The following is a 22404-nucleotide window of genomic DNA, read 5'->3' on the forward strand; positions in this document are numbered from 1 at the left end:
GAGCGTGAGGCCATGCAACGTCTCGATCCCTGGCACGGCCGCTGCGACCTGCAGTTTCATGCCACCAACGGCAGCACCAAACACCAGGGGGGCTGCACGGCTCCGTTCAAGCTGCTTCGCAGTGAACGCGGAGAAGACGGACGCTGCGAGCTGCCGGTGCTGCACACCGCCGGAGGCCTGGTGGGCGGCGATCAACTCAGCCTGGACTTCAAGCTTGAGGCCAACAGCCGCGGCCTGATCACCAGCGTGGCGGCGCAGAAGGTTTACGGATCGATCGGCCGCAGCCGCCTGCAACCCGAGGGCTGCTTTGCCCATCAACAGGTGCGCTGCTCACTGGCCAGCGGCAGTGACTTCGAATGGCTGCCGCAGGAACTGGTGCTGTACGCCGATGCCCTGTTCGAGCAGCAGCTGACGGTGACCCTGCCCCAGGACGCCTCCTTTCTCAGCGCAGAGATCGTGCGCTTGGGCCGAACCGCCGCCGGCGAAACCCTGCAGCAGGGACGGTGGCGCTCGAGCCTCACCATTCAGCGCCTCGCAGGCAACCGCTCAACCTGGGAGCTGGCGGATCGGGTGGAGCTCGGCGGCGCCAGCCTGGACAGCCCGCATGGGTTGGGAGGCGCGCCGGTGTTCGGAACACTGGTTTGGGCCGCACCGATGGCCATGGGTGCCGAATCAACAGCATCACTGCTGGAGGGAGCGCGGGCCGACCGCGAAGGCCTGACGGGCACAATGCGCTGCGGCGCCCTGAATCAGGGCCTGATCGCCCGCTATTCCGGCGAGTCCAGCCGTGATGCCCGCTTCTGGTTCAGCCGGATCTGGGAGCGAACGCGAACGATCCGGGGGCTGACAGGGCCTCGCATCCCCAGGGTCTGGCCCCTGCAGGAACAGCCTCTGCGCCGACAAACGTCCACTGTGAACGCTTTCGAGGCTGCAGCGGAGACACACTGAAGAAGACCGAGCTTCGCCATGCATCTCAGTCCCCAGGAAAAGGACAAGCTCCTGATCGTGACCGCGGCACTGCTTGCTGAGCGGCGCTTGAACCGTGGCCTGAAGCTCAACCACCCCGAAGCGGTTGCCTGGCTCAGTTTTTTGGTACTGGAAGGCGCCCGTGACGGCAAGAGCGTGGCGGAGCTGATGCAGGAAGGCACCACCTGGCTGCGTCAGGACCAGGTGATGGAGGGCGTGCCCGAGCTCGTCCATGAGGTGCAGATCGAGGCCGTCTTTCCCGATGGCACCAAGCTCGTCACCCTGCACGACCCGATTCGCTGAGGCAGAACCCATGGCACCTCTCATCCCAGGCGAACTGCTCCCCGAACCGGGTGAACTGGAGCTGAATGCAGGCCGGCCCGTCACCACACTGAGCGTCTCCAACAGCGGCGACCGGCCGGTGCAGGTGGGCTCCCATTTCCATTTCGCCGAAGCCAATGCCGCCCTGCAGTTCGACCGGGCCGCAGCCCGCGGTCAACGGCTCGACATCCCCGCCGGCACCGCCATCCGCTTCGAACCCGGCGACAGCCGCGACGTGAACCTGATTCCCTTCGCCGGTGAGCGACGCGTCATCGGCTTCAACGGCCAGATCAACGGACCCCTCGACGCCTGACCCATGCCCTACCGCATCTCCCGCCAGGCCTACGCCGAGACCTACGGACCCACCACCGGCGACAGGGTTCGCCTGGCCGACACCGATCTGATTCTGGAAGTCGAAAAGGACTACACCGTCTACGGCGATGAGGTGAAGTTCGGCGGCGGCAAGGTGATCCGCGACGGCATGGGCCAATCCCAGACCCCTCGAGCCGAGGGCGCCGTCGACACGGTGATCACCAATGCCCTGATCCTCGACTGGTGGGGCATCGTCAAAGCCGATGTCGGCCTCAAGGACGGCCGCATCGTGGGCATCGGCAAAGCCGGCAACCCCGACACCCAGGAGGGGGTGACGATCGTGGTGGGCCCCGGCACCGAAGCCATCGCTGGGGAGGGCCACATCCTTACGGCGGGTGGCATCGACACCCACATCCACTTCATCTGCCCCCAGCAGATCGAAACGGCACTGGCCAGCGGCGTCACCACGCTGATGGGCGGCGGCACCGGACCGGCCACCGGCACCAATGCCACCACCTGCACCCCCGGCGCCTTCCACATCGGACGGATGCTCCAGGCCGCCGAAGGCCTGCCGGTGAACCTGGGCTTCTTCGGCAAAGGCAACGCCAGCACCCCGGAAGCGCTGGAGGAACAGGTGCGCGCCGGTGCCTGCGGCCTGAAGCTGCACGAAGACTGGGGCACCACGCCCGCCACCATCGATGCCTGCCTATCCGTGGCCGATCGGATGGATGTGCAGGTGTGCATCCACACCGACACCTTGAACGAAGCCGGCTTCGTGGAAGACACGATCGCCGCCATCAAGGGACGCACGATTCACACCTTCCACACCGAAGGCGCCGGCGGTGGACACGCGCCGGACATCATCAAGATCTGCGGCGAAGCCAACGTGCTGCCCAGCAGCACCAACCCCACCCGGCCTTACACCCGCAACACGCTCGAGGAGCACCTCGACATGCTGATGGTGTGCCACCACCTCGATCCGAAGATCCCCGAGGACGTTGCCTTTGCCGAATCACGGATCCGGCGCGAAACGATCGCCGCCGAAGACATCCTTCACGACCTGGGCGCCTTCTCGATCATCGCCAGCGACTCCCAGGCCATGGGCCGCGTGGGCGAGGTGATCACCCGCACCTTCCAGACCGCCCACAAGATGAAGGTGCAGCGCGGTGCATTGCCGGAAGACTCCGCTCGCAACGACAACCACCGGCTCAAGCGTTACATCGCCAAGGTGACGATCAACCCGGCGTTGGCCCACGGCATCAGCAGCGAAGTGGGGTCAATCGAAACCGGCAAACTCGCCGATCTTGTGCTGTGGAAGCCTGGCTTCTTCGGCATTCGCCCGGAACTGGTGGTGAAGGGCGGTTCGATCGTCTGGGCCCAGATGGGCGATGCCAACGCCTCGATTCCCACCCCGGGCCCGGTGCACGGCCGGCCGATGTTCGGCGCCTTCGGCAAAGCCCTCGCGCCCAGTTGTCTCACCTTCGTGAGCGAAGCGGCGATGGATGCTGACATCCAACGCCAGCTGGGGCTGGAGCGCACCTGCATGGCGGTGAAGGACACCCGCAGCGTGGGCAAGAACGCACTCAAGCTGAATTCAGCGCTGCCCAAGGTGAGCGTGGACCCACAGACCTATGAGGTGTTCGCTGATGGTGAACTGCTCACCTGTGAGCCCGCCGAGGTGCTGCCCCTCGCCCAGCGCTACCTGCTGCTTTGAGCCCCACGCTGCTGGTGGTCCAACACGTGGACCATGAAGACGCCGCACTGGTGGGAGAGCTGGCGCGGCAGCGGGGCCTGACACTCGAGATCCTGAGGCCCGACCGGGGCGACCCACTGCCGGACCCCAGGACATGTGCGAACAGCATCGCCCTTGTGCTCGGTGGCCCGATGAGCGTGAACGATCGCGAGCAACCATGCATGGACTGGTTGCGGCAGGAACTGGACTGGTTGAGGGCCTGGCACCAGCAACGCCGACCGGTGCTGGGCATCTGCCTGGGGGCACAGCTCTTGGCTGTGGCTGCAGGGGGCAGCGTGCAACCGCTGCAGGTGGGAGCACCACCGCAGCAGCTGAAGGAACTGGGGCTCGGCGCGATTCACTGGGTCGCGGATCCCAGTGATGAGGCCCTGCTCACGGGGCAACCAAGCAGCACCCTGGTGCTGCATTGGCATGGTGATCGCATCCACCTCCCGGCTGATGCAACCCTGCTGGGTTCTTCACTGCACTGCGCCGAACAGGTGTTTCGACTCGGAGCCCACGCCATTGGCCTGCAGTGCCACCTCGAGATCGACGGTGAAGCGCTTGAATGCTGGATCGCCAACGACCACGACTACGTGGTGAACGCCCTTGGAGCTGAAGGGCCCGATCGCCTGACCCAGGACTGGCTCAGGCTGGGCACCACGCTTCAGGAACAAGGCCGAAACTTCTTCAATGCTGTGCTCGATCAACTGATTGAGATCAGCCAGACCCACTAATTCCTACGCACAAAAATAAACAAAACCAAAAACTTTTCTGAAGAGGTATCAACCTGAACACCACTTCGGCATTTGCAAGAGCTTCAATATTTCTGTAGCAACAGCTACCGATCGTTCACTTCGCATCGCGCGAAGCGCAGTTCGCCTCAGGCCATGGAACGGGGACCTGAGCTTGCTTCGAGGACCATCCAATGACCACCCTTCTCTATCGCGGGCATCAGTACCAGCAAAACAACGCAACTCAGGGCAAGCCCGGGGTGCAGCTGGTTTACCGCCGCAACGTGTACCAAGCCCGCCAGATCAACAACCACCGCACTCCGGTGCAGCTCGTTTACCGCGGCGTGGGCTACACGCGCTAGGCCAACTTCTTAATCCGTAGCAACTCGAACATTCCAGTCCCGAGGATTGAGGCGTAATAGATCCAGCTTCAGCAACGACGTTGGATCTCATCACCTCTCGCCTCGACCAAGGCCTTGTGCAAGTGAGTCCCTCCAGCGTGCATGGAGTGTTCTGGCTGCAGACCCACTTTCCGTCTCAGGAATGGGATGCCCTGCTGTCTGGACAAGCCGCCTTTGGCATGGATTGCATCGATGACCTGATCACCGACGCCCGTCAGGCCGGCCTGAACGTGGAGTGGGAAGCATCCGTCCCCAGCTGAACACACCGGAAATGAATTGCCGATAAGCCCTGCACACGGCTGTGTTGCAGGGCTTTTTTAATGGCGTGACCGATGGTGAATGCTTAAGCCACCAAACGGTTGAGCATCGGCAACTCCGACAGTTCATCCCTCCACTCCTGGGCCCAGAGAGCCTGACTGCGCTCGTACACCTCCATCAACTGCTCCACGGCGCGCTCGTGGAAATCAACGCGCAGATCCAACAGCGGGAAAGCCGCTTCGCCGCTCACCTGCACCGCCGCTGACGTGCAGAAGGGAGAACGATGGTCACCACCAGCCGCTTCCCCGGCCAGCAGAGCCATCATCAGGCGGCGGCCCAGTTTCAAGCTAGGGTCGCTGGTGAGAAAGGCCTGCTCCATGGCTGCCAGCACGCCCTCATCCACCAAGCAATTACCGGCAACAGACAGATCACGCTGATGGCGATGGCCTGCCCAAGGGCCGCAATCCTGCCCCGTCCAACAGGCCGTACGACCGTCCAGATCGATCAGGTGAAACTGACGCCGGTCACGGTGCTGATCATCCGCAAGAAGGCTGGTGAGAACGCTCTCGGCATCCGAACTCTGCTCCAGGCGCTCAAGGCCACAAATCCCCAGATACGGATTGGTGTGGGCCTGGGTGGCGACGGCACCAACCCCGGCGCGGATGTGAGGCACAGTGGATCCAACGGCCAGATGACAGGTGGCCACAGCAACACCAAAGCGACCGTTGCTGGGGTCCCGGGCCAGGATCGAAAAGGTCACGGCAGCTGACGGTCGAGCCGCAGCAACGTTTCCAGCAGCACCGCGGTGCCCGCCCAGCACTGCTCGTCACTGGTGAACTCTGCAGCGGAATGACTCAGGCCGCCCCGGCTGGGCACAAAAATCATTCCCATCGGCCAACGGCGGCCAACCTCCTGCGCATCGTGGCTGGCACGGCTGGGGAGATGGCTGTGGGACAAGCCGAGATCGGCCGCGGCCGCAGCGATCGCGGCCATCACCACAGCATCAGCGGGGGTGGGATCAACGCTGAACTGAGGGTCCACCGCAATCGGACAGCCCGTTTCAGCACCGATGTTCTCCACCTGCTGCATCAACTCCTCCACCAACTGATCGAGGACGGTCGGATCCACATCCCTGAGGTCAACGGTCAAGGCGACAGCACCGGGGACAACATTGGCGGCATTGGGCCAAACCTCCAGTCGACCCACCGTCGCCACCGGATCTCCGGGATGACGGGAGGCCATCGCCTCGACGGCAAGAACAAGACGCGAGGCCGCCACGAGGGCGTCCTGTCGCAACCCCATCGGTGTGGTGCCGGCGTGATTGGCCTGGCCCCTCACATTGATGCTGAAGCGACGCTGACCAACAACACCCTCCACAACACCGATGGCATCGCCGCGTTGCTCAAGAACGCCACCCTGCTCAACGTGCAACTCCAGGAAAGCGGCATAGGCCTCATCGGAGCGGCGAGCCGAGGCCAGGGAGGGCCAATGGCCGCCGATGCGCGCCAGGTTGTCCTGAATCGGCTGACCATTGCTGGTCGCAAAACTCTCCGGGTCATCGGAGGCCGTGCCCGCCAAGCCCTTGCAGCCCACCATGGTCGACTCCTCGTCGGCAAAGGCGATCAACTCGATGCCGTGTCGCAGGCGCAGGCCCTGGTCTTGAAGAGCGCGGCAGGCTTCCAGACCGGCCAACACCCCCAGGGCCCCATCAAAACGTCCACCGGTGGGAACCGTGTCGAGGTGCGACCCGGTCACCAGGGCAGGGCGGTGGGGATCGAGGCCTTCCAGACGTCCGATCAAGTTGCCAGCGGCATCAACACGCACCTGCATGCCGAGCTGCTTCATCCAGTGGGCCAGCAACTCACGGCCCTGCACATCCTCCGGCGAGAACCCGCGTCGACAGACGCTGCCGTCCGGCTTGGCGCCAATGCTGGCGAGCTGCTCAATCGTTGCGATCAGCCTGTCACGGTTCGGTCGTGCGGAAACTTTGCTTGGCTCGATCCCGGTTGCAGGGGTGGTCGGAGAAGCCGAGATGAGCGTGGGCAATGCCGTGACCTTCGTTTCAAACGGAAGGCAATACTCACCCGAAAACCCGCGGAGCCTTGTAGCTAGCGCAACGATTTAATCCTGACCAAAGAATTCAAACGGGCATCAGCACCCGCCAGCCCAGGCGGTCCGCCTCCCGGCGTGCCAGGGCTGGCACGTCTTCCGCCACAAACATGCGGTGCAACATCTGCACGCCCAGCAGGTGATTGATCACCGCATCCATCTGCACACGCTCCGCGTCGGTGGTGGCCGGGTCCTCGTGACGGGCAAACAAGGCGCGCACACCGGCTTTGCTCAACAAACCAGCGGCATCGATCGCCTCATCACTGAGGTAGTCGTTGGCGAGCTGCTTCATCTGCTCCCATTTCTCAGGCTCGGTGTGGGCGGGCGGGGCCATGAAGGCGAACTTCTCACGCCGGTACAGCACCTCCGGCAACAGGCCAGCCATGGCTTCCCGCAGCACGTATTTCTCGGTTTTCCCCTTGATCCGCAATTCGGGCGGCACCTGCACCGCCACCGCAGCCAGATGGTGATCGAGGAAGGCAGGTCGCGCCTCCATGGAATTGGCCATGTCGACCCGATCGCCACCCCAGGTGAGTATCTGGCCCTCCAGCATGGTCTTGATCCAGACGTACTGGGCCTTGTCCAGGGCATGGCGCCCGTCCAGTTGATCCCCATCCAGTTGCTCGGCAATCGCCTTGCCCGGGGAGTAATCCTTCAGGACTTCGGCATGGGACTGTGCCAGAAGCTCCGGCACCAAGGGCGCGCAAGCCAGCCACGGCTGCAGGCAACTGGGGGTGAAGCCGACCACCGCATCAAGATCGGGGTCATCCACCTGATTTTCAGCCAGCATCGCCCCCTTCACCAGGGCATTGGACTGCTGCAACAGGCTTTCCCAGCTGGCGCGCTCCTCCTGCGGCAGGTCATCCAGACCATGGAGGAACATGTCGCGGCGAAAGGCGGGATAGCCCCCGAACAGCTCATCGGAGCCTTCGCCAGTCATCACCACCTTGTAATCCACATCATTGACATGGCGGCTCATCAAGAACTTGGCCACCGCCAGGGTGTTGTAGATCGTTCGCTCCGCATGCCAGATGGTGCGCTCCATGTGGCCATAGAGCTCCTGACCCGAGAGACGCATCAGATCCTGCTCAGCGCCGGTGGCTTCGGCCATCTCCCGGGCAATCGGCGACTCGTCGTAACGGGCGTCGTCAAAGCCGATCGTGAACGCCTTCACCGGTGCCTGGCTCACGGCTGAGGCCAAGCCAAGGATCGAACAGCTGTCAATGCCGCCGGAGAGGTAACAACCCACCGGCACATCAGCCACCATGCGCAGCTCAACGGCCTCCAGCAATGCCGCACGAACGGCAGCGATGTGGTCGGCTTCGGTTCGCTTGGGGTCCCGCTCGTCCTTGCGCGGAAAGTCGACGTCCCAGTAGGTGGACTCCGACACTTCCAGATGGCCATTCACCCGTTGCACCTTGAGCACATGGCCGGGCTTCACCTGATGCACCCCGGCAAAGGCGGTGGTGCCGGGAACCATGGTCTGCATCAACTGGTGGAACAGACCCTCCGAGGTGAAGCGTCGCTCCACCGCCGGATGGGCAAACAGCACCTTCAACTCGGAACCGAACACCAGACCCTCAGGCGTCATCGCCCAGTACTGCGGTTTGATGCCGAAGCGGTCCCGCACCAGGTAGAGGCAGTCTTCGGAGCGATCAAACAAGGCGAAGGCGAACTCACCGCGCAACAGGGGCAGGGTCGCCTCCAAGCCCTGGCGTTGGTAAAGCCGCAGCAGGATCTCGGAATCGCTCTTGCTGCTGAAGCGCACCCCCTGGGCGGTGAGGTCAGCCCGGATTCGCTGGAAGTCGTAGAACTCACCGTTGTGGGCCATCAACACCTCACCGTCATCGGTGAGGAAGGGCTGCCGGGCCCGAGACTCATTCAGGTCAATGATCGAAAGGCGGGCATGGCAGAAGCCGACGCCGGCCTGATCGAGCACCTCAACGCCGAAGCCATCGGGCCCGCGATGGGCCTGAATCGCCGCCATGTTGACCAGCAGCTGGCGATCCACCCTCTGGCGACGGTCTGCATTGAAAACACCTCCGATTCCGCACATCAGCCCGCCTCAGATCACATCCATCACGCGTTCAGCGCGATCCACCATGCAGGTGAGCAGGGCCATCCGCAGGAACACAGCTCCCCTGGCCTGGCTGAAGTACCAGTTGTGGGGCGTGTCATCCAGGCAGGTGCTGAGTTCGGCTCCCCGCGCCAAGGGATGGAGCACGATCGCTTCCGGTTTGAACGGCATGTCGCGGGTGAGGCGGAATCCTCCGCCGTGCACTTCATAAGAATCCCCCACCCAGGCAATGGCATTGATGTAGACGACATCCAAGTCGGGCACTTCAGCCTGAAGATCGGTGCTGGAGCGCACCTTCATCCCACACGCTTCAAGCTCCTCCAACTGTCCTGGGTCGAACAGCAGCTGATCCGGCTCCAACCCAGGGGCGTGAATCACCACCACCTCGTCCACGGTCTGCGGGAATTTGGCAAGGATCCTCAACAGGGAGCGAACCGTTCGCATCCGCGAGGGAATTCCGACGATCCCAATGCGAATCCGATCAGCGGGTGCCACCTCAGCTTCAGCAAGCTTGGGACGCCACTTGAAGATCGTGTAGAGATCGGCCATCGCCTGGGTTGGATGCTCATCGATCCCATTTCCAGCGTTGATGATCGGGATCCGCAGGGTTGACGTCATCGCGTAGACGGCACCGGGATCGCTGTCCCGAAGCACCACACAATCGCCGTAGTTGTTGAACATGTGGGCGACATCTTCCAGAGATTCACCCTTGGCAATCCCCGTGGTGGCCCTATCGGTGATGTTGATGGAGGTACCGCCGAGTCGGTGCCAGGCACTATCAAAAGACAGCCGCGTGCGCGTGCTTGGTTCGTAAAACGCGTTGATCAGAATCTTGCCTGTAAGAGGCGTGTTGTGACGGCAATAGCGATCTGGATTGCTCTCAAACTTCGCCGCCAGGCGAAACACCTGCAACAAAACCTCAGGGCGAAACGGTTGGATCGACACCACGTGCTGATCCACCAAATCCTTCAAAGGTTCAACATCTTCAGCAATCGCGGCCAGCAGCTCCTGCGGTTGGTTCTGCCCGTAGACATCGGGCCCCATCGGCTCAAACCGAATCTGAACCGAAGACGCGTCCACAACTGCTGTTTTGGCCTGTGCCATAGCGGGATCTGATCAACACTCTGTTTGCCAAACCGAGTGCTAAAGCCAGGAACTACATCTTTTACCGGTAACAACAACCACACCGCTGCGTCCACGAAGAAGCAGCTTCTTAAGCAAAGATCCGGAAAGGATTGTGCTGGGTGGACAGCTAAAGGAGACATCACCAAACCCGGCCATTGCGCCACTCCACCCACCAAATCACCAGCAGCACGAGCACCGACAGCACCAGGGCGAACTGACTGGCCACCAGCAGAAACTGAAAACCCGACAGACCAACAAGGCTGGCCATCAAAGGAAGTGTTTGGATCATCCCTCCTCCTGCAGCAAGGTGAAGTCGAAGCGTTCCGGCCGCATGCGACTGCCAATCAGCATCACGACGGCCGAGACGGCCGCTGAAAACACAGCAGCGCAGTAGGGCGCGATCAGCCCATAGGCGAGCAGGCCCACAACGCTGCCGGCAAGCATGGCCGCGATGGCAGCCGTGCGGTTGGCCGTGCGCCAGTACAGGCCGCATGCCACAGGCCAAACCGTGGAGGCCACCAGGGCACCGGTGAAGAACAGCACCGACGCCAGCGAATCCAGCCGCGGCCAGGACAGCGCCAGGGTGACGACGGCCAAGCCCACCACCATCAGCCGCGCCGCCTGCTTGAGCTGCAGGTCGCTGGCCTGGGGCCGCAACAGGCGGAAGTACACATCCTCCGCCAACAGATCGGCGGTGGATGCCAGCAACGAATCCAAGGTGGAGGTGAGTGAGGCAAACACCACCACAAACACCAGGGCCGCGCCACCGGCCCCAAGCAGATCGGCTGCCATCACAGGGAACACCATGTTCACCTGCTCGAGAGGCAACTCACGGGCCAGGGCCACCAGTCCGATGGAGCCCGTCACCATCGGCACGCTCATCCAGGCGATTCCCCCCAAAACAAAAGAGGTCATCACCACCGAGCGCCGACTAGCGAACACGCGGGACCACCAGATGTTGTTGTGAAACACCTCGCCCATCGAAAAGAGGGCGGAATTCCAGGCAATCAACAAGCCCGCCGGCAGCAGCAGATCAAGCCGATCGGGATGCCGGGCCAACAAGGAGGCATGCACCTCGGGCATCGAGAATTGACGGAAGGCGAGCACCGCCACCACCGCCAGCAGCACCATGATCAACAGCGACTGAATGAAATCGGTGCCGATCACGGCCCGCATTCCACCGAAGAGGGTGTAGACGGTGGCAACACCAATCACCACCACCATTCCCACGTGGTAATCAAAGCCTGAAAGGGCCTGCAGCAGCAGGCCAGCACCCATCGCCTGGGTCATCAGAAAGCCCAGGGTGTAGATCGCGGTGATCAGCATGAACACCCACCAGGCCAGGCGTCCGTAGCGCAATCGGATGAAGTCCCCACTGGTGCGACCGTTGGGCATCAACTGCTTGATCCGGGAGGCCAGGGGGGCGAACAGAATCAGGCCAAGCCCGGCCAGCGCATAGCTGAACATGCCCCAGAGGCCAGTTTTGTAGCCGAATTCAGGAGCGAGCAGGGTGGTGTTGCCGGTGACCCAGGAGGCCATCAACGTGGCCGTGCTCAAGGCCAGCCCGATGTTGCGCCCCGCCAGCATGTAGTCGTCGGCATTGCCTTGACCACGCCGGCCCCAGGCAATCCCCAGCGCCACCCAGAGAACAGAGAACAGCACCACCAACGCCCAGGCGATCCCGGGCTGAAGGAAGGGAACCGAGTCAGCGGACATCCATCGACCCCCTGCGGTTCCAATACATGTGTCCGCGCAGAATCATCACCACCGTCGCCGCAGTCACAACGGCACCAAGGGCAAAGATCAGTCGCGCCCAGAGCAATTCATCCAAGGCGAAGAGCGTTTGAACTCCAGAGACAGATAAGCAAAGGAGGCACCCTGCCCTGGCCCTGTGCCCTCGATTCAGGTGCCTACGGATACCCAAACAACAGGCGATCAGCGTCCTCTTGCCTGAAATTGCGGAATGTGTAGCAACCACCACCCGAAGTGGAGTGGGGCGACGCCTTGGATAAACCTCGATTGTGCGATCAGGATGTTCACCGACTACAAACCGACAGTCGGCTTCGACGAATATTTCTGCGGTGAAACGGCCACACCACGAACCGATCTGGCCCCACTACTCGCATCACTGGGGCAGATGGGATTGCCCGAGCTCAACCGCAGCCATGCTTCGGCCAGTCAGCTGCTGCGTCGCCTCGGCGCCACCTTCCGCCTCAACGATTCCGGCCTCAAAGGCAGCGAACGAATTCTCCCCTTCGATCCCTTGCCTCGGCTGATCGGCCGCAGCGACTGGATCACCCTGGAGCGGGGACTGCTGCAACGCCTGGAAGCCATCGACTGCTTCCTCGCTGACATCTATGGCCCCCAGCAGATCCTCAACGACGGTGTGATCCCACGGGAAGACGTGGAAAGTTCCTCCGGTTGGCGACCTCAGATGCAGGGCATCAGCCTGCCCCTCAACCGCTGGTGCCACATCTCCGGGCTTGACCTGATCCGCGACGGCAAGGGCACCTGGCGGGTGTTGGAGGACAACCTGCGCTGTCCTTCTGGGGTGGCCTACTTCCTCGAGAACCGTCGGGTGATGAAGCGATTGTTCTCTGGCCTGTTCGAAGGCCGTGCCGTTCAACCGATCGACGACTATCCCTCCCATCTGCTGCGCACCCTTCAGGACCTGGCGCCCTGGAGTGACACCCCCCGCGTGGCGATCTTGACGCCCGGGGTGTTCAACAGCGCCTATTTCGAACACAGCTACCTGGCCCAAGAAATGGGCATTCACCTGGTGGAGGGGCGCGATCTGGTGTGCGAAGGCGGCCGGGTGTGGATGCGCAGCACCAATGGCCTGGAACCCGTGGATGTGATCTACCGACGCATCGACGATGATTTTCTTGATCCCACCGTGTTCCGCAAGGACTCGATGCTGGGGGTGCCGGGCCTGATCGACGTGCTGCGGCAAGGACGGGTCGCCATCGCCAACGCCCCTGGCACCGGCATCGCCGACGACAAGCTGATCTATGCCCACGTGCCGGCGATGATCCGCTACTACCTCGATGAGGAGCCGATCATCGAGAACGTTCCCACCTACCTCTGTGCCCGGCCAGACGATCAGCGCTATGTGCTCGAACACCTCGAGCAACTGGTGGTGAAGTCGGTGGCGGAAGCCGGCGGCTACGGAATGCTGATCGGCCCCCAGGCCAGCCGATCGGAGCTAGCGGACTTCGACACGAAGATCCGTGCGAATCCCCGCAACTTCATTGCGCAGCCCACGCTGCAACTCTCCACCGTGCCATCCCTCAGTGACGGTGAGCTCTACCCCTGCCATGTGGATCTGCGCCCCTATGTGCTGCGCGGCGCAAGCAGCTGGGTGAGTCCAGGGGGGCTGACGCGCGTGGCCCTCAAGCGGGGCTCACTGGTGGTGAATTCGTCCCAGGGCGGCGGCTGCAAGGACACCTGGATCGTCGACGACCAACCGATGGCAGCACCGCAAGCCCAGGAGGCTGTGCCGTGCTGAGTCGCGTTGCCGATTCGCTCTACTGGATCAACCGCTATCTGGAACGGGCCGAAAACATCTCGCGCTTTCTGGAAGTGAGTGAAGCGATGGCATTGGACTGTCCTCCGGGCAGCGCCGAACCGTGGCTGCCGCTGGTGGAGGTGACGGGAGATCGCCACCGCTTCGATACGGCCTACCCCGGTGCCACGCCCAAACAGGTGGTGCGCTTCCTGCTGCTGGACCGCAGCAATCCCAACAGCATCGTGAGTTGCATTGCGATGGCCCGGGAAAACGCACGGCAGATCAGGGATGTGATCACCACGGAGATGTGGGAGCAGATCAATGATCTGCACTGGAGCCTGCAGGACGACGAAGACATCTGGCGGGAACCGGTGCAGGAGCAACTGCGGATCATCCGCCGCGGCTGCCAGCTCGTGTACGGGATCACCGACACCACTTTGAGCCGTGATCTGAGTTGGCTGTTTAGTCAGCTGGGACGTCTGATCGAACGAGCCGATAAAACCTCCCGCATCCTCGACGTCAAATATTTCCTGCTGCTGCCCTCCCCTGAGGAGGTGGGCGGCGTGCTGGATGAACTGCAATGGATCACCCTGCTGCGCACAGCGGGGGCTTATCAGATGTACCGGCAGAGCATGCAGCACGCGATCAGCCCTGCCTCCGTGGCCCGCTTTTTGCTGCTGGACCCCATCTTTCCTCGCTCGGTGCGGTACTGCCTGCAGGGCATCAGCGACACGTTGCAACAGATTCAGCAGCAGCCAAACCAAGACACCCCGGATGACCTCGACTGTTTGCGCGGACAGCTCCTGGCCCGCTGGAGCTATGTGCGGATCGACAACCTGATCGAAGCCGGTCTGCATGAAGCCATTGACCAGCTTCAGCAGGACCTCAACCAACTCCACAACCTGATCCAGACCCGCTACTTCACGAGCGCCGACCTCCGTTCCATCCCCACCGATCCTGCATGCGTGCTCTCATCGTTCACCGCCTGACGTATCGGTATGAGGCCCCCGTTTTCCTCGGGGAACATCGCCTGTGTTTGAGGCCTCGGGGGCAGGGGTTTCAGACCCTGCTGGAGCATCAACTCAGCGTGCTGCCGGAACCAGAGCAACGTCGGGAACTGGTGGCCGCCAGCGGCGACGAAATCCAACGGCTGCGTTTTCTCGGCAGCACTGATGAATTGGTCTTTGAGGCCCGCAGCCTGGTGGAGACCCGGCCAGCACCCCCGCTGGAAAGCTGCTTCAACGGACTGGAACCACCCCTTCCCTACCCGCAAGGCCAACTCAACAGCGACCTTCAGGGGGCCCTGGAGGGCTGGTTGCCCAACGGCCAGCACGAACCCGCGGCCATCGACCTCACCCAGGAAGCCCTGATGGGCAGCAACCAGCAAACCCTGGCTTTTCTGAAGCAACTGATTGAGCTGATTCAAGAGCGGGTGAAATACACCCAACGCCATGTGGGCCCCGCCTGGCCGGCGGGTCGAACTCTGCGCGAACGTATCGGCTCTTGCCGTGATCTGGCCATGCTGATGGTGGCCTGCTGCCGTGTGGTGGGTCTCCCCGCCCGATTTGTGAGCGGCTATCAACTGCAGCAACCTCCCCCGAAGGATTACGACCTGCATGCCTGGGCAGAGGTTTACCTGCCGGGAGCGGGCTGGCGCGGCTTTGACCCCAGTGCCGGGATGGAAGTCAACGAGCGCTACGTGGTGCTGGCCACCTCCTCCAAGCCGGAACTCACCGCAGCTGTGAGCGGCAGCTTCAGCGGCCCCCCGGGAACAAACAGTGAATTGACCTGGCAGATTCAGATCAGCGAAGAAGCCTCCGCAACGGAAACCCCTTCACGCAACCTGGTTCAGGCCGCCTGAAGCAACGGTTCCACCCCGTGCAACTGGGGCTTCGGCGCCGAGCTGTGGGTGGCTGCCATCAAAGCCGGAATTTCGGCGCTGTTGTAAACGCGAAATTCATGCACCAGAGAAGCGCCTTCTTCACGAACCGCCTGGTTCAGAACGACGGAACCATCGGGATCGGAGATCGAACGATGGAAGGTGCCAGGAGGGATGCGAAGGATGTCACCACCGCTTTCGAGCCGAACAATGTGAAACGGCTGCTCCCAGGCCAGGTTCACCAAGAAGAAGGTTCTGCCGCCACTGGCCGCCAGCAGATTGTCTTCCTGATGGGGATGCAGATAGAACTGCCAGGCTCCGCTCTCCGGATCGTTGGGAGGCGAGACCGCTGGGCCGCTGTGAATCACTAGGTCGCGCGCATTCGAGGTATCCACGGTGACGTCGAAAAAACGAACCGACGGGGTGTCGCGGAAGCGCTCGTAGGCCAGCAGTTCAAACATGTGGATGGATCCTTTTGGATCCTTCAGCTGCCCCGTTGTACCGAGAGCATCACGCAAAAACGGTGACGATCACGACGGTTCAGCCCCCCAGATACGCCATTTCCGCATGGGTTGACGCAGCAGCCGCTGGATCACGCTCCTCGCTGTAGCGGTCTTGACGTCGCTGCCAAAGCTGGCGCATGGCCTGCTCGAGGCGAGGCTCCGACGCCAGCGCAGGCTTGAGATCCGTGCCATTAGCGGAGAACAAACAGGTGAACGCCTGTCCATCGGCAGTGACGCGCAAGCGGTTGCAATCGCCGCAGAACGGCTCAGTGATGGAAGCGATCACACCGATGGATCCGGCGCCATCGCCATAGCGCCAACGCCGGGCCGTCCCACCCCGCGGGCGACCCAAAGGCTCCAGGGGCCAACGGGCATGAATGCGCTCCACCATCTGCGCCGCCGGCAGCACCTGCTCCAGCATCCACTGGTTGCGGTTGCCCACATCCATATATTCGATCAAACGCAGCTCGATCCCCTGCTGCCGCGCCAAACCGGCCAAGGGCAACAGCTGATCGTCATTGATCCCCCGTTGGATCACGGCATTGAGCTTGAGCTCACCACATGAGGGGTCAAAGCCAGCCGCACAGGCCGCGGCGATGCCCTCCTGCACCTGGCGCACCAGGCGGTCTCCAGCCACGGCACCACCCTGGAGCCCAGCCATACGCGCCGCTGCTTCCCCTTCCGCCGCATCCAGGCTGATGGTGATGCGATCCAGCCCTGCGGCACGCAACGCGCGAGCCATCGGTTCCGACAACAGCACCCCATTGCTGGTGAGCGCCACGGTCTGCAAACCGGCCATCGGATCCGAACGATCCCGCCGGGCCTGCGCCACCGCCTCCAACAAAGGCAACAAACGCCGGCTCAACAACGGCTCTCCACCGGTGAGCCGCAACGTTTGTGCCCCCAGGCGCGCGGCCACACGAATCACGCGCATCTGCTGCTCCAGCGTGAGCAGGCCAGGGGGCTCCTCCACATCCGGACAGCAGTACGGACAGGCGAGATTGCAACGGGCCGTGAGCGACAACCGCAACACCCCGATGGGCCGGTTGAGGCGGTCTGCGAGCGGCAGCGACGTGCTCATCTCTCCAACGCTGCCAGATCTGCAGGGCAATTGGCATTGACCAACGCCTCTTGAGGCAAGCGCGCCGCCTGATGGGGAACGCAGGTCAACCAATCCATCCAGCGCAACTCTCCGCGTTGCAGTTGCTGATCAAGGCAGGAGCGGAAGGGAGAACCGGAGGGGATCACCGCCAGCAATGGCTGCAGCCGTTGCCCGTCATGGGCCACCGCTGCCTGCTGCGGAGCACGCTTCCAGGCTGCGATCAGCTGCCGGACAACGGCGGTGTTCAAACGGGGCATGTCCACCGGCAGCACCAACAAAGCCTCCCCAGGCCGAGACGGCAACAGCCTGGCCAGCGCCTGCAGAGGGCCATTCCAGGGAGGGGGCTCCAGCACCACGGAACATCCCGGCCGGTGGGCCAGCAGCTCTGCGTGGGCGGCATGACGACTCAACACCTGCACCGGATGACCGAGGGGCAACAGCTGATCGACCAGGGCAGTGAGCCAGACACCACCGGAGGGATGCGGCAGGAGGGCCTTGTCACGCCCCATGCGACGGCTGCTTCCGCCACTGAGCACACAAACCCGCAAGCCTTGGTTCACATCGCAGACCAACAATCTGCACCAGCGGAGTCCAACAACCCACAAAAGTTGCAACCGCTACCAAATCATTGCCGCACAAGAACGTCTGATCCGATCAATCAGCCCCGTTGATGTTTGCTTCGGTACAGAAAAACAGAAATCGGTAACCAATCTGACCAAACACGGGCCCGACGAATTGATTAACTGCGCGGGTCAAACGGATTCTCTTTTCGACCGTTTTGCCATCCCCGGGCACCCTTCCTTTTGAAGCCCGAGGTTCCATTTCTTCTCCTCAATGCTTGGCGACCTCTGGTCGTTCCAGGGCAGGTACCGAACCCTTCACCTGACCTGGATCGCCTTCTTCCTGACCTTCGTGGTCTGGTTCAACCTGGCCCCTCTGGCCACCACCGTGAAAGCGGACCTCGGCCTGACCGTTGGTCAGATCCGCACCGTGGCCATCTGCAACGTGGCCCTCACCATTCCGGCGCGCGTGCTGATCGGCATGCTCCTGGACAAATTCGGACCCCGGATCACCTACTCCTCGATCCTGGTGTTCTCGGCGATTCCCTGCCTGCTGTTTGCGTCCGCTCAGGACTTCAACCAGCTGGTGGTGGCCCGTCTGCTGCTCTCCATCGTTGGCGCCGGCTTCGTGATCGGCATCCGCATGGTGGCCGAGTGGTTCCCGCCCAAGGAAATCGGCCTGGCTGAAGGCATCTACGGCGGCTGGGGCAACTTCGGCTCCGCCTTCTCCGCCCTCACCATGGTTGCCCTCGCTGGCTTCCTCTCCTTCTCCGGCGGCTTTGAACTGCCCACCGGCGCTGTTCTGAACTGGCGCGGTGCCATCGCCCTGACCGGCATCGTCTCCGCCGTATACGGCCTCTTCTACTTCTTCAACGTCACCGACACCCCCCCCGGCAAGACGTATCAACGCCCTGAGAAAACTGCAGGTCTGGAAGTCACCTCCATGCGCGACTTCTGGGGTCTGCTGGGCATGAACGTGCCCTTCGCAGCCATCCTCTGCGTGCTCTGCTGGCGTCTTGGCAAGGTGGGCTTCCTCACCGCAAGCACCTACCCGCTGGCCCTCGGTGCCGTTGCCGTCTGGTTTGCCTTCCAGACCTGGGGAATCATTCGCACCAACCGCGACCTGATCCTCGGCAACAAGGTTTATCCCAAGGAAGATCGCTACGAGTTCCGCCAGGTGGCGATCCTCGAGCTCACCTACATCGTGAACTTCGGCTCCGAACTGGCCGTGGTTTCGATGCTGCCCACCTTCTTTGAAACCACATTCGATCTGCCGAAGGCCACCGCCGGAATCCTGGCGTCCTGCTTCGCATTCGTGAACCTGGTCGCCCGCCCTGCTGGCGGTCTGATCTCCGACCGCGTCGGCAGCCGCAAGAACACCATGGGCTTCCTCACTGCCGGTCTCGGCGTGGGCTACCTGGTGATGAGCATGATCAAGCCCGGCACCTTCACCGGCACCACCGGCATTGCCGTTGCCGTGGTGATCACCATGCTCGCTTCGTTCTTCGTGCAGTCCGGTGAAGGCGCCACCTTCGCGCTGGTGCCCCTGGTCAAGCGTCGCGTCACCGGCCAGGTGGCCGGCCTGGTGGGTGCCTACGGCAACGTTGGTGCTGTGACCTACCTGACCATCTTCAGCCTCCTGCCGATGTGGATGGGCGGCGGCGGCGAACCCACCCCCGAGGTGATCGCGGCTTCCAACAGCGCCTTCTTCCAGATCCTGGGTGTGGCCGGTCTGATCGTGGCCTTCTTCTGCTTCTTCTTCCTGAAGGAGCCCAAGGGGTCCTTCGCAGACCTGCACGAAGGCGAAACCGCCTGATCCATCTCCCTCCGCAGCACCCTGTCGCTGCACAACGACCCGGAGCTTCGGCTCCGGGTTTTGTTCTTTTTTTGGTTCCTGCATGACCAACTCACCCCGCAGCGTGCGCAGCCAGTGCCCCTACTGCGGCGTGGGTTGTGGCCTGGAGCTCTTGCCTCCTGCCGTGAAGGGTGAGGCCGTGAAACGGGATGCCGAGGGCAACCCGATGTGGACCGCCCGCGGCGACCGCGAACACCCCTCCAGCCTTGGCCAGGTCTGCATCAAGGGCGCCACCGTCGGCGAAACCCTGGCCCCAGGCCGCCTGCGCCAACCCCTGTTCCGCCAGACCCTTGAGGACGACTTCGCGCCGATCAGCTGGGACGACGCTCTCAACAAAATCACCGGCCAGATCCAGGCGAGCGTGGCCCGGCGCGGCAACGCCGATGGCATCGCCATGTACGGCTCCGGTCAATTCCACACCGAGGATTACTACCTCGCCCAGAAGCTGCTGAAAGGCGCCCTGGGCACCAACAATTTCGACGCCAATTCACGGCTGTGCATGAGCTCAGCGGTGGCGGGCTACACCCGCAGCCTGGGCTCCGATGGTCCCCCCTGCAGCTATGAGGACCTCGACCACTGCACAGTGGCGTTTCTAATCGGCACCAACACGGCCGAATGCCACCCGGTGCTGTTCCAGCGGCTGCTGAAGCGAAAACGCAAAAACCCCGGCAGCGTCAAGATCGTGGTGGTGGATCCACGCCGCACCGACACCGCCAAAGCCGCCGATATCCACTTACCGATTGCACCGGGCAGCGACCTGGCCCTGCTGCACGGCATTGCCCACCTGGTGCTGCGCGAAAACGGCCAGGATCCGGCCTTCATCGACGACCACACCGAGAATTACGACGCCTTTTTTGACGTCGCCGCCCGCTGGACCCCAAGACGGGTGGCCCTGTTCTGCAACATCCCCGAAAAACGCCTGCGGGAAGTGGCGGCTCTGTTCCACCGGCGCGAGAAGGTGCTCAGCCTCTGGTCGATGGGGGTGAACCAACGCCGTGAAGGAACGGCCGTGGTGCAGGGGTTGATCAATCTGCATCTGCTCACTGGCCAGATCGGCAAGCAAGGAGCGGGCCCGTTTTCCCTCACCGGCCAACCCAACGCCATGGGCGGACGCGAAGCCGGAGGCCTGGCCCACCTGCTGCCGGGCTACCGCCTGGTGGCCAACGCCGAACACCGCTCCGAAGTGGAGCAGGCCTGGCAGCTGCCGGCGGGACGAATCAACGCCAAGCCCGGATTGGCGGCCTGGCAGCAGATCGAAGCCATGGACCAGGAGGCGCTGGATCTGTGGTGGGTGGCCGCCACCAACCCCCTGGTGAGCCTCCCGGATCTCGACCGGGTGAAGTCAGCCATGCAGAAGTGCCCGCTGGTGGTGGTGAGCGAGGCCTACGCCGACTCGGAAACGTCCCACTACGCCCATCTGCTGTTGCCCGCAGCCCAGTGGAGCGAGAAGGCCGGCGCCATGACCAATTCCGAACGGCGGGTCACCTACTGCCCGGCCTACCGGCGTCGTTTCGGCGAGAGCCGTCCCGACTGGGAGGTGTTTGCCGAGGTGGGCCGGCGCCTGGGCTACAGCGAACAGTTCAACTTCGAATCAGCAGCTGAGGTGTACGCCGAATTCACGGCTCTCACCCAGGGCAGGCTTTGCGATGTGAGCGGCCTCAGCCATGAACTGCTGGAAGGCGAAGGCCCGCAGCAGTGGCCCTATCCCAGCGGCAGCACCCCCACCACAGAGGCCAAACGCCTCTACGAAGACCATCAATTCGCCACCCCCAACAAACGCGCCCGCTTCAGTACCGATCAACCGCTGGGACTGGCGGAACCCCCCTGCGACACCTATCCGCTGGTGCTGACGGTGGGCCGCTACCTGGGCCAGTGGCACACGATGACCCGCACCGGCAAGGTGGAACGGCTGATGAAACAGCATCCCGAGCCGCTGCTGGAGATTCACCCCGGTGACGCGCAGGAGTTGAAACTGCGCAACGGCGAACTGGCGGCGATCAGCTCACGCCGCGGCCACCTCACCGCCACGGTGAAAGTCACCGATCGCATCCGGCGTGGGTCGGTCTTCCTGCCGATGCACTGGGGATTCACCCAGGAGAAAGCCTGCGAAGCCAACACCCTCATGCACGACGAGGCCTGCCCGGTGTCAAAGCAGCCTGAACTCAAGGCCTGCGCGGTGATCGTGGCTCCCGCCGTCTCGGTGGTGAAGCCCGTTGAACAGCAGAAGGGACGATTGGAGGCCCTGCGCCGGCTGCTCACACCAGCACTTCGCTGAAGGCTGCCTCAAGGTTGTGGTGGTCGTGCCCAGGCCGAACCAACTTGCACAAGGCAAAGCGATCCAGCTCACTGATCTGGGTCCACTGCTCCAGGGTCAGCGCCACACCCCGCACTGTGGCCGCCTCCTGCACCACAGCGGGCAGCTCCGCCTGCTGTTGCCAGGGGGCACCACTCACCGGTGGCAGATCCTTGGCCATGCCATCGGCCATGGAACTCGTGCAATCGCGCAGGTGTTGGCGAAGCTGCTCAAGAGCATCGGCCCCATCCGGCCAATCCACCAGGGCTTGACGTTGCTCCTGAGAAAGCTCAAGCCAGTGGTTGAGCTTCAACTTCACCCCACACAGATCCAATTTGCGTCGCACACACAGAGGGATGCAGCGCCAGTTGCCGATGAAGTCCTGTTCAAAGGCAAAGCAATGGCTGGCGGAATTACGGCGGCTGGACATCAACCAAAGCCTTGATCGGTGTCAATGATGACAACGGAAGTCCACGGAAACAGAGATGTTTAACCAGATACAAATGTTGGTCTGTGCGCTTCGCCCTCTCCCTCGGAATGCTGCTGGGAATGTCCCATGGATGGGTCACGGCTGATGCACTCCAACAGCAGCCCATGCAGGGCTTTGATCCCATAGAAACTGTTAATTCCGCTACACAATTCAACCCGTTTAGTAGTCGTTCACACCAA

Annotated in this window: 22 protein-coding genes; 12 read left to right on the top strand and 10 right to left on the bottom strand. The window is 62.6% G+C overall.

Annotation, left to right across the window (positions count from 1 at the left end; all coding sequences use genetic code 11):
* Positions 1-12 precede the first annotated feature (12 nt).
* From DXY04_RS03330 to DXY04_RS03360, 7 genes are all read left to right on the top strand, one after another.
* Positions 13-948, top strand: a complete 936-nt coding sequence (locus DXY04_RS03330) for an urease accessory protein UreD (RefSeq protein ID WP_115161259.1) — start codon at positions 13-15, stop codon at positions 946-948.
* Positions 949-966: 18 nt separating this feature from the next.
* Positions 967-1269: an urease subunit gamma gene (locus DXY04_RS03335; protein ID WP_006851427.1), complete on the top strand. Its 303-nt coding sequence runs from the start codon at positions 967-969 to the stop codon at positions 1267-1269.
* A 10-nt stretch (positions 1270-1279) separates the two neighbouring features.
* Complete coding sequence (locus DXY04_RS03340; RefSeq protein ID WP_115160975.1) at positions 1280-1600, top strand: urease subunit beta; 321 nt, start codon at positions 1280-1282, stop codon at positions 1598-1600.
* Between the two features lie 3 nt (positions 1601-1603).
* Entirely contained in the window at positions 1604-3313 is a 1710-nt protein-coding gene (gene ureC / locus DXY04_RS03345) for an urease subunit alpha (RefSeq protein WP_115160976.1), read from the top strand.
* A complete protein-coding gene (locus DXY04_RS03350) occupies positions 3310-4068 on the top strand; it encodes a type 1 glutamine amidotransferase (RefSeq protein ID WP_115160977.1) in 759 nt (252 codons plus the stop codon). The genes ureC and DXY04_RS03350 overlap by 4 nt, the downstream gene beginning before the upstream one ends.
* A 191-nt stretch (positions 4069-4259) precedes the next feature.
* Entirely contained in the window at positions 4260-4427 is a 168-nt protein-coding gene (locus tag DXY04_RS03355) for a DUF4278 domain-containing protein (RefSeq protein ID WP_114988753.1), read from the top strand.
* A gap of 122 nt (positions 4428-4549) precedes the next feature.
* Complete coding sequence (locus DXY04_RS03360; RefSeq protein ID WP_244275797.1) at positions 4550-4726, top strand: hypothetical protein; 177 nt, start codon at positions 4550-4552, stop codon at positions 4724-4726.
* Between the two features lie 83 nt (positions 4727-4809).
* Here the strand turns inward: DXY04_RS03360 and DXY04_RS03365 are convergent, their stop codons facing one another.
* From DXY04_RS03365 to DXY04_RS03385, 6 genes are all read right to left on the bottom strand, one after another.
* Positions 4810-5484, bottom strand: a complete 675-nt coding sequence (locus tag DXY04_RS03365) for a DUF1028 domain-containing protein (RefSeq protein ID WP_115009784.1) — start codon at positions 5482-5484, stop codon at positions 4810-4812.
* Positions 5481-6770, bottom strand: a complete 1290-nt coding sequence (locus DXY04_RS03370) for a Zn-dependent hydrolase (RefSeq protein ID WP_115160978.1) — start codon at positions 6768-6770, stop codon at positions 5481-5483. Before DXY04_RS03370 ends, DXY04_RS03365 begins: the two co-directional genes overlap by 4 nt.
* 94 nt (positions 6771-6864) lie before the next feature.
* Entirely contained in the window at positions 6865-8889 is a 2025-nt protein-coding gene (gene asnB / locus DXY04_RS03375; RefSeq protein ID WP_115160979.1) for an asparagine synthase (glutamine-hydrolyzing), read from the bottom strand.
* Between the two features lie 9 nt (positions 8890-8898).
* Entirely contained in the window at positions 8899-10014 is a 1116-nt protein-coding gene (locus tag DXY04_RS03380; protein ID WP_115160980.1) for an aspartate carbamoyltransferase, read from the bottom strand.
* A gap of 160 nt (positions 10015-10174) precedes the next feature.
* On the bottom strand, positions 10175-10303 hold the full coding sequence (locus DXY04_RS12525) for a hypothetical protein (protein WP_256377331.1): 129 nt from the start codon (positions 10301-10303) through the stop codon (positions 10175-10177).
* Between the two features lie 17 nt (positions 10304-10320).
* A complete protein-coding gene (locus DXY04_RS03385; RefSeq protein WP_115160981.1) occupies positions 10321-11751 on the bottom strand; it encodes a sodium:solute symporter family protein in 1431 nt (476 codons plus the stop codon).
* A gap of 316 nt (positions 11752-12067) precedes the next feature.
* Here DXY04_RS03385 and DXY04_RS03390 point away from each other — a divergent pair, with 316 nt between their 5' ends.
* From DXY04_RS03390 to DXY04_RS03400, 3 genes are read left to right on the top strand one after another with little or no spacing between them, the layout of a single operon-like run.
* Complete coding sequence (locus DXY04_RS03390; RefSeq protein WP_115160982.1) at positions 12068-13543, top strand: circularly permuted type 2 ATP-grasp protein; 1476 nt, start codon at positions 12068-12070, stop codon at positions 13541-13543.
* A complete protein-coding gene (locus tag DXY04_RS03395) occupies positions 13537-14532 on the top strand; it encodes an alpha-E domain-containing protein (protein ID WP_006851593.1) in 996 nt (331 codons plus the stop codon). Before DXY04_RS03390 ends, DXY04_RS03395 begins: the two co-directional genes overlap by 7 nt.
* Positions 14505-15404: a transglutaminase family protein gene (locus DXY04_RS03400; protein WP_115160983.1), complete on the top strand. Its 900-nt coding sequence runs from the start codon at positions 14505-14507 to the stop codon at positions 15402-15404. Before DXY04_RS03395 ends, DXY04_RS03400 begins: the two co-directional genes overlap by 28 nt.
* Here DXY04_RS03400 and DXY04_RS03405 read toward each other — a convergent pair.
* The 3 genes from DXY04_RS03405 to DXY04_RS03415 all read right to left on the bottom strand — a co-directional run bounded on the left by DXY04_RS03405 (position 15392) and on the right by DXY04_RS03415 (position 17587).
* Positions 15392-15883, bottom strand: a complete 492-nt coding sequence (locus DXY04_RS03405) for a redox protein (RefSeq protein ID WP_115161260.1) — start codon at positions 15881-15883, stop codon at positions 15392-15394. The genes DXY04_RS03400 and DXY04_RS03405 overlap by 13 nt on opposite strands.
* A gap of 79 nt (positions 15884-15962) precedes the next feature.
* Positions 15963-17006, bottom strand: coding sequence for a GTP 3',8-cyclase MoaA (locus DXY04_RS03410; protein ID WP_115160984.1), 1044 nt, complete (start codon positions 17004-17006; stop codon positions 15963-15965).
* Entirely contained in the window at positions 17003-17587 is a 585-nt protein-coding gene (locus tag DXY04_RS03415; RefSeq protein WP_256377332.1) for a molybdenum cofactor guanylyltransferase, read from the bottom strand. Before DXY04_RS03415 ends, DXY04_RS03410 begins: the two co-directional genes overlap by 4 nt.
* A gap of 274 nt (positions 17588-17861) precedes the next feature.
* On the opposite strand from DXY04_RS03415, the gene DXY04_RS03420 reads away from it, so the two are divergent.
* Positions 17862-19403 (top strand): NarK family nitrate/nitrite MFS transporter, encoded by a 1542-nt coding sequence (locus tag DXY04_RS03420; RefSeq protein ID WP_115160985.1) that lies wholly within the window; start codon positions 17862-17864, stop codon positions 19401-19403.
* Positions 19404-19485: 82 nt separating this feature from the next.
* The gene (locus DXY04_RS03425) at positions 19486-21717 is read left to right on the top strand and encodes a nitrate reductase (protein WP_115160986.1); all 2232 of its coding nucleotides are present in this window, start codon (positions 19486-19488) and stop codon (positions 21715-21717) included.
* On the opposite strand, the gene DXY04_RS03430 is transcribed toward DXY04_RS03425, so the two are convergent.
* The gene (locus DXY04_RS03430) at positions 21698-22165 is read right to left on the bottom strand and encodes a nitrate reductase associated protein (RefSeq protein WP_115160987.1); all 468 of its coding nucleotides are present in this window, start codon (positions 22163-22165) and stop codon (positions 21698-21700) included. The genes DXY04_RS03425 and DXY04_RS03430 overlap by 20 nt on opposite strands.
* Positions 22166-22404 lie beyond the last annotated feature (239 nt).

The organism is Synechococcus sp. UW86 (genome assembly GCF_900474085.1).
Classification (GTDB): domain Bacteria; phylum Cyanobacteriota; class Cyanobacteriia; order PCC-6307; family Cyanobiaceae; genus Parasynechococcus.